At 71.6% G+C, this 12545-nt stretch carries 10 protein-coding genes and 1 pseudogene; 9 read left to right on the top strand and 2 right to left on the bottom strand.

All coding sequences use genetic code 11. The annotated features are described in order from the left end of the window. From FLX07_RS35440 to FLX07_RS35405, 8 genes and pseudogenes are all read left to right on the top strand, one after another. Positions 1-176, top strand: a pseudogene (locus FLX07_RS35440) (sugar phosphate isomerase/epimerase); the annotation flags it as partial. Positions 177-282: 106 nt separating this feature from the next. After that, complete coding sequence (locus FLX07_RS35435; RefSeq protein WP_142576282.1) at positions 283-1434, top strand: inositol-3-phosphate synthase; 1152 nt, start codon at positions 283-285, stop codon at positions 1432-1434. Positions 1435-1441: 7 nt separating this feature from the next. Next, a complete protein-coding gene (locus FLX07_RS35430; RefSeq protein ID WP_142576280.1) occupies positions 1442-2299 on the top strand; it encodes an SCO3242 family prenyltransferase in 858 nt (285 codons plus the stop codon). Beyond that, entirely contained in the window at positions 2296-3153 is an 858-nt protein-coding gene (locus FLX07_RS35425) for a sugar phosphate isomerase/epimerase family protein (RefSeq protein ID WP_142576279.1), read from the top strand. The genes FLX07_RS35430 and FLX07_RS35425 overlap by 4 nt, the downstream gene beginning before the upstream one ends. After that, positions 3150-3755, top strand: coding sequence for an EboA domain-containing protein (locus FLX07_RS35420; RefSeq protein WP_142576278.1), 606 nt, complete (start codon positions 3150-3152; stop codon positions 3753-3755). The genes FLX07_RS35425 and FLX07_RS35420 overlap by 4 nt, the downstream gene beginning before the upstream one ends. Further along, positions 3755-4612, top strand: a complete 858-nt coding sequence (locus FLX07_RS35415) for a TatD family hydrolase (RefSeq protein WP_142576276.1) — start codon at positions 3755-3757, stop codon at positions 4610-4612. The genes FLX07_RS35420 and FLX07_RS35415 overlap by 1 nt, the downstream gene beginning before the upstream one ends. Then, positions 4612-5739, top strand: coding sequence for a metabolite traffic protein EboE (eboE, locus tag FLX07_RS35410; RefSeq protein ID WP_142576274.1), 1128 nt, complete (start codon positions 4612-4614; stop codon positions 5737-5739). The genes FLX07_RS35415 and eboE overlap by 1 nt, the downstream gene beginning before the upstream one ends. Next, positions 5736-7112, top strand: coding sequence for an alkaline phosphatase family protein (locus FLX07_RS35405; RefSeq protein ID WP_142576272.1), 1377 nt, complete (start codon positions 5736-5738; stop codon positions 7110-7112). The genes eboE and FLX07_RS35405 overlap by 4 nt, the downstream gene beginning before the upstream one ends. Before the next feature lie 358 nt (positions 7113-7470). On the opposite strand, the gene xynC is transcribed toward FLX07_RS35405, so the two are convergent. Further along, the gene (gene xynC / locus FLX07_RS35400; protein ID WP_142576270.1) at positions 7471-9180 is read right to left on the bottom strand and encodes a glucuronoarabinoxylan endo-1,4-beta-xylanase XynC; all 1710 of its coding nucleotides are present in this window, start codon (positions 9178-9180) and stop codon (positions 7471-7473) included. 233 nt (positions 9181-9413) lie between these two features. Beyond that, positions 9414-10877, bottom strand: a complete 1464-nt coding sequence (locus FLX07_RS35395; RefSeq protein WP_142576268.1) for a glycoside hydrolase family 10 protein — start codon at positions 10875-10877, stop codon at positions 9414-9416. A gap of 895 nt (positions 10878-11772) precedes the next feature. Between FLX07_RS35395 and FLX07_RS35390 the strand changes: the two genes are divergently transcribed. Continuing rightward, positions 11773-12545, top strand: a 773-nt coding sequence (locus tag FLX07_RS35390; protein WP_191049478.1) for an RICIN domain-containing protein, incomplete at its 3' end; no start/stop codon positions are given.

The following is a 12545-nucleotide window of genomic DNA, read 5'->3' as shown; positions in this document are numbered from 1 at the left end:
AGGAGTGCTTCCGGGCGCTCAACCACATCGGTTACGACGGCCCGATCTCCGTCGAGTGGGAGGACGCGGGCATGGACCGGCTGCACGGCGCACCCGAGGCCCTCGCCTACATCCGCTCGCTCAACGCCATCACCCCGCCGGACGCCGCCTTCGACGCCGCCTTCTCCTCCGAATGACACACCACCCCGGGCGGCGGCCGCACGGTGGCCGCCGCCCGCCGGAGCCGACCCGCCACGAGCAACACCCCCACCGTCCCGGCAACCGAACGGGGAGAGGAGACAAATGAGAACCGGAGTATGGCTCATCGGAGCACGAGGATCGGTCGCCGTCACGAGCATGCTCGGGGCGTCGGCGGTGCGGGCGGGCCTGGCCGAGGCGACCGGATGCGTCCTGGAGTCGCCCGAACTGCGCAGCGACGCCCTCCCGGCGATAGGGGACCTGGTCTTCGGTGGCCACGACATCTCCTCGATCCCCCTGATGAAGAAGGCCGCCGCGCTGGCAGAGGCGGGCATCGTCCCGGCTCGGCTCGCCGGGGCCGTGCAGGACGCGCTCCTCGAGATCGAGCAGGACGTACTGCCCCTGCCGGACGGCGGCACGCAGGCCGAGGCCGCGGACGCCATCGGCGCCGACCTGGACCGTTTCCGCCGGCGGCACCAGCTGGACCACGTCGTCGTGATCAACGTCTCGACCACGGAACCGGCGCCGCCACCCCATCCCGCCCACGCCGATCTCGACGCGTTGCGGGACGCGCTGGCCGGGCCGGAGCCCGTCCTGCCGCCCAGCGCCCTGGCCGCCTACGCCGCCCTGCGCGCCGGCTGCCCCTACATCGACTTCACGCCGTCCACCGGCGCCCGCCTGCCCGCCCTCGACGCGCTGGCCCGCGAGCAGGGGCTCCCGTACGGGGGCCACGACGGCAAAACCGGCGAGACCCTGGTCAAATCGGTGCTCGCCCCGATGTTCGCCCTGCGCAACCTGAAGGTGCGCACCTGGTCCGGCCTCAACCTGCTGGGAGGCGGCGACGGCGCGAACCTCGCCGAACCGGCGGCCAACGCGGCCAAGTCCGCCAGCAAGCAGCGCGTGCTGCGCGAGACGCTCGGCTACGTCCCGCAGGGTGAGACCCGCATCGACTTCGTCGAGGACCTCGACGACTTCAAGACCGCGTGGGACCTGATCTCCTTCGAGGGATTCCTCGGAACCCGCATGCGCATGGAGTTCACCTGGCACGGGTGCGACTCGGCGCTGGCCGCTCCGCTGGTCCTGGACCTGGCGCGGCTGACGGCGGCCGCCCACCACGCCGGGCGCACGGGTCCACTCACCGAACTGGCCTTCTTCTTCAAGGACCCCCTCGGAGAGGTGCCGCACGCGCTGCCCGAGCAGTGGCGGATGCTGCGGGCCGCGGTGGACGCGTACGGCTCGCAGGGGACAGGGCGATGACGGCGCGATGACGACGCTCCGCGATTTGATCGACCTCGTCCGGGCGCCTGCCGCGCTGTCCGTACCCGGCGACGTGGTCGCCGGTGCGGCCGCCGGTGGGGCGCTCGGCCGCCGCACCATTGGTCTGGCCTGCTCCTCGGTCCTCCTCTACTGGGCGGGGATGGCGGCCAACGACTGGGCCGACCGGCATCTCGACGCGGTCGAGCGCCCGGAGCGCCCCATCCCCTCGGGCCGCGTGTCGGCCGGGGCGGCCCTCGGCACGGCGGCGGGGCTCACCGCCGCCGGGCTCGCCGCGGCGGGGCTCGCGGGCGGCCGGAGTGCCCTGGCGGTCGCCGCGCCCCTGGCCGGCGCCATCTGGGCGTACGACGTGGCGGCCAAGGGCACGCCCGCCGGTCCCCTGACGATGGCGCTGTGCCGCGGCCTGGACGTGCTGCTGGGCGCCACCGGCGGCTCCCGCACCGCCGCGCTGCCCTCCGCCCTCACCATCGCCGCCCACACCTACCTGCTCACCGCGCTCTCACACGCTGAGGTGTCGGGGGCGGACCCGCGACTGCCCGCCGCGACCCTGGCAGGCACCGTCACGCTCGCCGCCGTCACGGCCCGTGGCACCGCCGGTGGTGCCGGGGGACCGGCGCAGCCGGCCCTCGCCGGCGTGTACGCCGCGCAGTTCGGCGCCCCCCAGGCGCGCGCCGTCGCCGACCCATCCGCGCGGCGCGTCCGCGACGCGGTCAGCGCGGGCATCGTCAGTCTGCCGGCCCTGCAGGGAGCCCTCGCCGCGCGCGGCGGCGCCCCGCGGCTCGGCCTCGCCCTCGCGGCGGCGATGCCGCTGGCCCGGCGCCTGGTCAGGAAAGTCTCCGCGACATGAGGTTCGGCTACGGCACCAACGGCTTCGCCAATCACCGGCTGCCGGACGCCCTCGACGTCATCGCCGGCCTCGGGTACGAGGGAGTGGCCCTGACGCTCGACCACAGCCACCTCGACCCGTACGCCGACGGGCTGGGACGGCGCGTGGCCGAGGTCGCCGACAAGCTGCGCGACCTCGGTCTGGCGGTGGTCGTCGAGACCGGTGCGCGTTACCTGCTCGATCCACTGCGCAAGCACGCCCCGACGCTGCTGGACGACGACCGGGACCTGCGGGTGGACTTCCTCAGCCGCGCCGTCGCGATCGGCGCGGACCTCGGCGCCGAGGCGGTGTCGTTCTGGTCCGGCGTGCGCCCGGCCCGGATCGACCAGGCCACCGCCTGGAGCCGGCTGGTCGACGGCTGCGGGCGGGTTCTCGACGCCGCGCGGCGCGCCGATGTGACGCTGGGGTTCGAACCCGAGCCGGGGATGCTCGTCGAGACAATCGACGGCTGGCGGAGGCTGCACGAGGCGCTCGGGTCTCCGGACGGTTTCGGCATCACCCTGGACATCGGGCACTGCCGCTGCAACGAGCCCGACCCGGTGCCCCGCTGCGTCGCGGCCGTCGCCGCGCACCTGGTCAACGTCCAGATCGACGACATGCGACGGGGCGTGCACGAACATCTGGAGTTCGGCGAAGGGGAGATCGACTTTCCGCGGGTGCTGCGCGCGCTCGACGACGCCGGCTACCGGGGCCTGGTCGCGGTCGAGCTTCCCCGTCACTCCCACGCCGCGCCCGACGTGGCCCGGCGCTCGATCGAATTCCTGCGCGGAGCCGAGCAGGAGTCGCGGCGTGAAGGCGAAGGGAGAAGGGCATGACGTCACCGGAGCGGCTGCGAGCCGCGCTGCGGGAGACACCGCGAGAGGAATGGGTGGACGCCGCGCTCACCGCGGCGAGCGAGCGACCCGAGACGATCGGCCGGTCCTTCACCCAGGCCGGACGGCGGGCCGGGCGCACATCGCTGCCCGGCGAGCCCGGCTGGACCGCGGACGAGGCCGTCCGGGCACTGCTGCTGGCCGCGCTGCCGGCCGACCGGGCGGAGACCGAGATCGGCGACCTCTACCGCTACGGCGACGCCGACGAGAAGCGGGCCGTGCTCAAGGCCCTGCCGATGCTCGCCGTCGGCTCGGCGGGACTGCCCCTGCTGCAGGACGCGATCCGCACGAACGACGCCCGTCTGCTGGCCGCCGCCCTCGGGCCGTACGCCCGCCACCTCGACCAGGCCGCCTGGCGGCAGGCGGTGCTCAAGTGCGTGTTCACCGGCGTGCCGCTGGCCGAGGTTTTCGGGCTGGACGAGCGGGCCGACCGAGAGCTGGCGGTCATGCTGGCCGCCTTCGCCGACGAGCGCGCGGCCGCGGGACGCCCCATGCCCGCCGACGCCGCCGCCCTGCTCGGCCGTCTGACCTGTGAGGAGTCCTGATGCGCATCTTCGACCCGCACATCCACATGACGTCGCGCACCACCGACGACTACGCCCGGATGGCCGCCGCCGGCGTCAGGGCCGTCGTGGAGCCGGCTTTCTGGCTGGGGCAGCCTCGCACCGGCCCCGCCTCGTTCGCCGACTACTTCGACTCGCTGATCGGCTGGGAGCCGTACCGGGCCGCCCAGTTCGGCATCGTGCACCACGCCACGATCGCGCTGAACCCCAAGGAGGCGAACGACCCGCGCTGCCGCCCCGTGCTCGACCTGCTGCCGCGTTACCTGGACAAGGACCGCGTCGTCGCGGTCGGCGAGATCGGCTACGACTCGATCACCCCGGAGGAGGACGACGCCTTCGAGCGGCAGCTCGCCCTCGCCGTCGAGTACGACCTGCCGGCGCTCGTCCACACGCCCCACCGCGACAAGGCCACCGGCACCCGGCGCACTCTGGAGGTTGTCGCGGCCTCGGGGATCGCGCCCGAGCGGGTCGCCGTCGACCACCTCAACGAGGTCACCGTCGGCACCGTGCGCGACTCCGGATGCTGGATGGGCTTTTCCATCTATCCCGAGACGAAGATGTCGCCGCCCCGCATGGTGGAGATCCTCAAGCAGTACGGCCCGGACCGGATGCTCGTCAACTCCGCCGCCGACTGGGGCGTCTCCGACCCGCTGCTCACGCTGGAGACCGGAAAGGCCATGCTGGCCGCCGGGTTCACCGAGGACGACGTCGACCGCGTGCTGTGGCGCAATCCGGTGGAGTTCTACGGCCAGTCGGGGCGCCTCGACCTGACCGGCGCGGCAGCCGGCGCGGACGAGCCCACCTTCGCCGGAAGCTCCATCAAGCGCGGCGGCAGCTGATGCGGCTGCGCCACCCGGGAGGAGCCCCGCTGCACCTGAGCTACTGCACCAACGTGCACGCGGCGGAGGATCTCGACGGCATCATCGCCCAGCTCGACGTCTACGCGGTGCCGATCCGCGCCCGACTCGGCACGGACGTCCTCGGGCTCGGGCTCTGGCTGGCCGCGCCCGTCGCCGCCGCCCTGGCCGAAGACGCCGCCCTGCGGGCCAGGCTCCGCCGCGAGCTGTCCGCACGGGGCCTGGAGGTGGTCACGCTCAACGGCTTCCCCTACCGTTCCTTCCAGGACCCGGTCGTCAAGCACGCCGTCTACCATCCCGACTGGACCACCGCGGACCGCCTGTCGTACACCCTGGATCTGGCGCTCGTCCTCGCGGACCTGCTCCCCGAGGACGCGGCCCGGGGGTCGGTCTCGACGCTGCCGCTCGCCTGGCGCGACCCCTGGGACACCGGCATGGCCGATCAGGCCGCGCGCCGGCTCGACCGGCTGGCCGCCGGTCTGGCCGACGTCGAGTCCGCCACGGGCCGGGTGATACGGGTGGGGTTCGAACCCGAACCCGGCTGCGTCGTGGAGACGACGGGCCAGGCGGTGGCACGGCTCGCCGGCGTCGACGGCGACCGGCTCGGTATCTGCCTGGACCTCGCCCACCTGGCCTGCGCGTGGGAGGAGCCGGCCGCCGCGCTGAAGGAGCTGAGCCGGGCCGGCCTGCCCGTCGTCAAGGTCCAGCTGTCCGCGGCCCTGGAGACCGCGGACCCCGACGCCCTGCGCGAGTACGTCGAGCCGCGCTTCCTGCACCAGACGCGCAACCCCGCGGGAGACGCCGCCGACGACCTCGACGAGGCCTTCGAGCGGGGGCTGCCCGGGCCGTGGCGGGTCCACTACCACGTTCCCCTCCACGTCTCACCGCCCGCGCCGCTGGCCACGACCATCCCCGTGATGCGTGCGGCGCTCGCGGAGCTCGCCGGCGGGCCGCGGCCGCTGTGCGACCACTTCGACGTGGAGACCTACACGTGGGGAGTGCTGCCACCCGCCCTGCGCCCGCAGACCCCCGGACAGCTCGCCGCGGGCATCGCCGCCGAGCTCGACTTCGCCCGTGCCGCGCTGCGTGATGTGGGAGTGATGACATGACATCGTTGCTGGTCCTGGACGTGGTGGGGCTGACCCCGCGGCTGCTGGCGCACATGCCGCGGCTCCGGGCCGTCGCCGCGGACGGCTTCCAGGCGGAACTCGGCACCGTCCTGCCCGCCGTCACCTGCTCGGTGCAGTCCACGTTCCTCACCGGCGCCCCGCCGGCCGATCACGGCATCGTCGGCAACGGCTGGTACTTCCGCGACCTCGGCGAGGTCCTGCTGTGGCGCCAGCACAACGCGCTCGTCGGCGGTGAGAAGGTGTGGCAGGCCGCCCGGCGCGACCGGCCCGGGTTCACCGTGGCCAACGTCTGCTGGTGGTACGCGATGGGCGCCGACGTCGACTGGACGATCACCCCCCGGCCGATCTACTACGCCGACGGGCGCAAGGAGGCCGACTGCTACACCCACCCTCCGGAGCTGCACGACGAGCTCACCGCGGCGCTGGGCACCTTCCCCCTGTTCACCTACTGGGGCCCGGGAGCGGGGATCGCCTCGTCGACCTGGATCTGCCGCGCCGCCGAGCACGTCATGACCACGCACAACCCCGATCTGACGCTGGCCTACATCCCCCACCTCGACTACGACCTGCAGCGCTTCGGCCCGTCCGACCCCCGCGCCGCGGCGGCGGCCGCCGAGCTCGACACCGTGCTGACGCCGCTGCTGGACGCCGCGGCGGCGCAGGGCAGGACCGTCGTCTGTGTGTCGGAGTACGGCATCACCGACGTCTCCCGCCCCGTCGATGTCAACCGGCTGCTCCGTGCGGAAGGGCTCCTGCGCGTCCACACCCAGGACGGCATGGAGTATCTCGACCCGTGGACCTCGCGCGCGTTCGCCGTCGCCGACCATCAGGTGGCGCACGTCTACGTTTCCGATCCCGCCGACGTGCCGACCGTCGCCGCGCTCTGCGCGTCCCTGCCCGGCGTCGCCGAGGTGCTGGACGAGAGCGGGAAGAAGGCGCACGGCCTGGACCACCCCCGCGCCGGCGAACTGGTCCTGCTCGCCGATCGCGACGCGTGGTTCACCTATTACTACTGGCTGGACGACGCCCGCGCGCCCGACTTCGCGCGCCTCGTCGAAATCCATCGCAAGCCCGGCTACGACCCGGCCGAGCTGTTCTTCGACCCGGTGAACCCCGGCGCCGCCAAGCGCAGGGCCGGCGTGGCGCTGCTGCGCAAGAAGCTCGGCATGCGCTACCTGATGAACGTCGTCGGCCTCGACGAGGGCGCCCGCGCCGTACGCGGCTCACACGGGTTGCTTCCCGCCGACCCCGCCGACGCGCCGGTGCTGCTCTGCTCCGATTCGTCCGCCGCCAGGGGACGATTCGAGGCGACGGACGTCAAGGACCTGCTGCTACGCCTCGCCCTGGGGTGATTTCGGCCCTGGGTTGATCTCGGCGCTGGAGTGATCTCGCCCGGGAGGAGGCCGCCTGGCGGCTGACCTCCGGCGAGGACGGCCGGGCCCCCCCACCGGACGCACCCCATCGGCCGGGCCGCGCCGTGGGCACGGACAAAGGGCCGGGCCGCGCCCTGGACCTGTGGGTCCAGGGCGCGGCCGAGGTCCAGCCGGTCTGCTTCGGGATTGCCTCGCTCGCCGGTCAGACCATGAGCCGGTCGGGCCATGGGCCGGTCAGACCATGGGACCGGTACCGGTCAGGCACCATACCGGTCAGTCCATTGGCCGGTCAGACCCGGGGCCCGTCAGAGCACGGGCCCGTCAGAGCACGGGCCGATCAGACCACGGTGCACGGAACGCCGTTGAGGGTGAAGGCGGTCGGCTCGGCGGTGTTGCCGGTGTGGGTGGCCTGGAAGCCGATGTCGACGGTGGCCCCGGGGGCGATCGTGCCGTTGTAGCTGACGTTGGCCGCGCTCACCTGGCCGCTGGAGGGCGAGTAGGTGGCGTTCCAGCCCGAGGTGATGGACTGCCCGGAGGGCAGGGTGAAGTTCAGCGTCCAGCCGTTGATCGTCGAGGTCCCGGTGTTGGTGATGCTGATACTGGCGGTGAAGCCGCTGTTCCAGGAGCTCATCGTGTAGGCGACCCGGGGCCCGGTCCCGGTGCCGCCGCTGGGCGAGGCGCTGGGCGACGGGGTGGGTGACGGGGTCGGCGACAAGACGGGCGACGGGGAGGGCGAGGAGCCGCCGCTCAGGCTGGTCACGAAGGTCGTCATACTGCGGGCGGGAAGCGTGACGGTGAGGGAGCCGTTCGACATGCTGGTCGCCGCCTGGGCCGCGACGTTCCTGCTCCCGTCGGTCACCCAGGACGAGACGCTCGCCGAGGTGGCGTTCGCCACGGTGAACTGCTGGCTCACCGCCGAGGTCCCCTTGTTGATGGCGACGATGACGACGGTGTCACCGCTGCGGTACGCCGAGACGTAGACGTTCGACGCGGGGTTCGCCGTCGCGTCGATCCGTACGTATCCGGGGCGGACGAACCTGGCGAACTGCGCCATGATGGCGCCGCGCTTGCTGAGCTGGCCGTCCTCCCGCATAGGGCCGTAGCTGCGCCGGATGTACCACCAGACGTACGCCTGGAACTCGGCCTCCACCATGGCGCGGTGCATGTGCTCGCCCACGTCGAGCGCCTGCGGCCAGGTGTCGGCCGAGTCGGTGCTGTTGGGGTAGTAGACCTCGGTCATCCAGAGGTCCTTGCCCGCGCCCTTCTGCTTGAAGAGCGGGTAGGGGAAGTTCGAGTACGACGTGCCGTAGAGGTGCGCCCCGATGATGTCCACGTTGGCGAGCGCCGTGGAGTCGTTGAGGATCGGGTCCGACACGCTCTTGACGTACTGGAAGGACTCGGGCGCGATGACCCTGGTGTTGATCGAGCCGGCGTTCTCCCGCAGGAACTTGACCATCTCGGTGGACGTCCACCACGTCCAGTCATGCGCGTAGTCGGGCTCGTTCTGCACGGAAATGGCGTACAGGTTCACCCCGTTGTTCCGCATGTACGTGCTGAAGGAGTTCAGATGCTGAGCGTACGCGGCATACTGGTCGTACCTGAGGCGTTTGGCGTTGGTCTGGCCGTTGCGGTTGAAGGTCTCGATCATGCTGGCCGGGGGATTCCACGGAGAGGCGAAGACGGTCACTCCGAGCTCGGCCGCGCGCTTCGCCGTCGCCAGGTCGCGGCCGAAGTCCGCCTGGCTCTCGCCGACGGGGATCCGCAGGATGGAGAAGCCCAGCCTGCCCTCGCCGGTGCCGAACGCCGTCTCCCGCTGGGCGGCCGTCAGGTCGCCGATCCAGGCCGCGTGGGCCATGCCGCCGAAGCCCCGGATGGTCTGCCGCTGCGCCGACGGATTGATGGCCGCGGTGGCCGCCGCGGCCTCCGTGGCCCCCAGGACCGAGGTCGCGGCGGTGATGACCGGCAGCGCTCCCATCGTCGTCAGGACGGATCTCCGGCTCAGTAATCTCCGCTCGCCGCGCACGGGATCGTTCTGATCTTGCGTCATGTCTCTCCTTTTGGCTGTCGGTGCCGATCCGCGCCTTCGCGCAGCGGGCGCCCGCGGGGGAGTGGTCGCTCCGGGCGCGGAAACGCACACCGTCGGCCGGGCCTCGGGTGCGCGAGGCCCGGCGACGGTGTCACGGGTGGAATGGTTGGACGAGTGGAACGATCAGGCCGCGTCGGCGAGTCCCACGGCCCGGCCGGGGCGGCCACGCAGGGCCGCCCCGGAGAGGGGTGGTGTCACACTCGGGTCCACTTCTGGTTGTTCTGGCCGTTGCACGTGTAGATCTGCACCTTGGTGCCGTTGGCGGTGCCGTTGCCGGACACGTCCAGGCACTTGTTGGCCCCGACGGCGGTGATGCTGCCGTCGGAGTTGAGGCGCCACTTCTGGTTGTTCTGGCCGTTGCAGTCCCAGATGATCACGCTGGTTCCGTCGGCGGTGCCGGCGCCGTTCACGTCCAGGCACTTGCCGCCGTAGACCCGCAGCTCACCCGCGCTCGTGGAGGTCCACTGCTGGTTGCTCTGCCCGTTGCAGTCCCAGATCTCCACCTGGGCGCCGTTGGCCTGGGAGGCTTCGGTGACGTCCAGGCACCGGCCCGATCCCACGCCCCTGATGGCGGTCCCGTTTCCGGTGGGCGGGGGAGAACTGGAGGTCCCGCCGTTGAGGGCGTCGAGGACGGCGGTGTACGCCTGCTTCTTGTTGAAGTTGCCGTCGAACAGCAGCGGGGTGTCGCCGCTGCGCCAGGACCACTTGTCGGTGATGCCCCACACCGTGATGCCGGTGCAGCGGGACACGGCCATGCAGGCCTGGGTGACGCGGCGGTAGGCGTCGGCCTGGGTGGAGCCGGAGCCGCCGACGTCGAGCTCGGTGATCTGGACGTCGACGCCGAGCGCGGCGAACTGGGCGATGTTCTGCTGGTAGTTGGACGGCGGGTTGCCGAAGTGGGACTGCAGTCCGACGCAGTCGATGGGCACGCCGCGGGCCTTGAAGTCCTTGACCATGTTGTAGACGCCGCGGGTCTTGTTCGCGTTGGCGTCGTCGATGTTGTAGTCGTTGTAGCACAGCTTGACGTTGGGGTCGGCGGCCCGCGCGGCGCGGAACGCCTCCTCGATGAAGCCGTTGCCCAGTTTCTGGGTGAAGATCGAGCTGCGCAGGCTGCCGACCGAGCCGCCGTCGGCGAAGGCCTCGTTGACCACGTCCCAGGCGTAGACCTTGCCCTTGTAGTGGTTCATGACCTGGGTGATGTGGTTGGTCATCGCCGAGCGCAGGTCGCTGGCCGACATGTTGGAGTTGACCCAGCTGGGCAGCTGGGCGTGCCAGACCAGGGTGTGGCCGCGGACCTTCATGCCCTTGCTCACGGCATGGTTGACGATCTGATCGGCCGACCCCCAGTTGAAGGAGTTGCGAGAGGGCTCGATCGGGCCCCATTTCATCTCGTTTTCCGCGGTGACCGAGTTGAACTCCCGGTCCCAGGTGGCCACGTAGGTCGAGTCGTTCAGGTGCCCGGCCGCGATCGCGGTGCCGAAGTAGCGGCCGCTCTGGGCGGCGGCCGCGCCCAGTGTGCCTGCGGCCGCGTCGGCGGGGACGGACGCCGCGAGTGCGGTGACGGTGCCGAGTACGCCGAGGGCGCCGGCGACCAGCAGCCGGCGGGTGCCGGCGCGTGGTCGCCGTCCTCCGCCGGCGGATGAGGGGTTTTCGCTCATGCCTGAGCCTCCACTGCGGGATAAATGAGGGAACGCGGATAGACGCGCGCGGAAACAGCACGCGCTCGTCGTCGCGTCGGAACTGCGGCTCCTGCCGCTCACCACCGACCCCGGCAGGAAGAGCCGCCTCGGGGGTCAGTCTGGAAATCATTCCGAAACGTGTCAAGGCCGTTTCCGGTAAGTTTCGCCGCGATCTCCGCACTTGTGCCTCATATGCGCTGATAGACGCGCGAAATGGGGTCCGTAAGTTTTCTGCGCCGTCCGGGACGGCTCCGGGCGACGGGGGGTCGTGATGAAAGTTTCGTCATCCGGACCGCGGACGGTGTCCTCACAACCTCGGGAGGAGCAGGTGAGCGGCATCCGGCCGGCACGAGGCCGGACGGACAGGGAGCCGCGCGTTGACACGGCTTATGGCGTCATGTTTGATCCGCTACACCACCACCACAAGCCGCTGATAGGAGAGGGGCGCTCGATTGGAGATTTGTTAACGCTCACATCGCATGCGCAGCCCCGCTGGAGCGTGACCTTCCGGGCCGATAGCACTGTCCGCGTCGTCCATGAGCGACAGGCGCTGCCGGAAAGGTGCACGGGCCGGCCGGTGCTCTCGGCGTCACGAGTGCCCGGCGCGTGGCGACATCGGCCACGGTGAGACGGTCCGCACCGGCGTCGGCCGGACCCGACCCGTGAGGCACTCGGTCCATGATTCGGCGCCTCCACCAGGGCCGCGACCCGGCTCGGGCGGCGACCACATCGGCCCGCCCCGGCGGCCGGGCCTGCCGGCCCCGTCCCCTTCCCTCAGCGGGGCACGCCCTCGGGCCCCACGCCGGCGTAAGCCGGCCACCACACCGCGGGTGTCTTCACCCCAGCGGTGTCTCCGCTCTTCAAAGGAGAGAAGATGCACCCCTCCGTCCGCGCGACGAGTGGCCGGCGCCGGGCGCCGGGCACCGTCGTATGTCTTCTCGCGGCGCTCGCGACCGTTCTCGCGACCGCTGTCGCCTGGGTGGCGCCGGCCTCCGCGGCGACCGTCGACGGCAACACCTGGTATGTCCTGGTCAACCGCAACAGCGGCAAGGCCCTCGACGTCTACAACTTCTCCACCGCCGACGGCGGGTCGCTCGTGCAGTGGAGCCGCAGCAACGGCAACAACCAGCAGTGGCGGTTCGTCGACTCCGGCGGCGGCTACTACCGCGTGCAGTCGCGGCACTCGGGCAAGGTGCTCGACGTGGCCAACCTCTCCACGGCCGACGCCGCCGACGTCGTGCAGTGGACTGACCACAACGGCACCAACCAGCAGTTCCAGCTCGCGGATTCGTCCGGCGGCTACGTCCGGCTGATCAACCGCAACAGCGGCAAGGCCGTCGAGGTCCAGAACGCCTCCACCGCGGACGGCGGCAAGATCGTGCAGTACTCCGACTGGGGCGGCACCAACCAGCAGTGGCAGCTCGTCGCCGTCGGGAGCGTCTCCGATCCCTCGCCGTCGCCCAGCCAGTCGCCCAGCCAGTCGCCCAATCCGTCGCCGTCGGCGAGTCCGTCGAGCGGGTCGTGGCCGCCGTCGTCGAGCTATTCCAACCCCGTGTTGTGGGAGGACCTGGCCGACATCGACGTCTTCCGCGTGGACGACACCTACTACTACTCGGCCTCCACGATGCACTACTCGCCCGGCGCGCC

The sequence above is a fragment of the Microbispora bryophytorum genome, from assembly GCF_006874465.1.
Taxonomy (GTDB): Bacteria; Actinomycetota; Actinomycetes; order Streptosporangiales; family Streptosporangiaceae; genus Microbispora; species Microbispora bryophytorum.
This window is presented reverse-complemented; position numbering and strand designations above follow the sequence as displayed.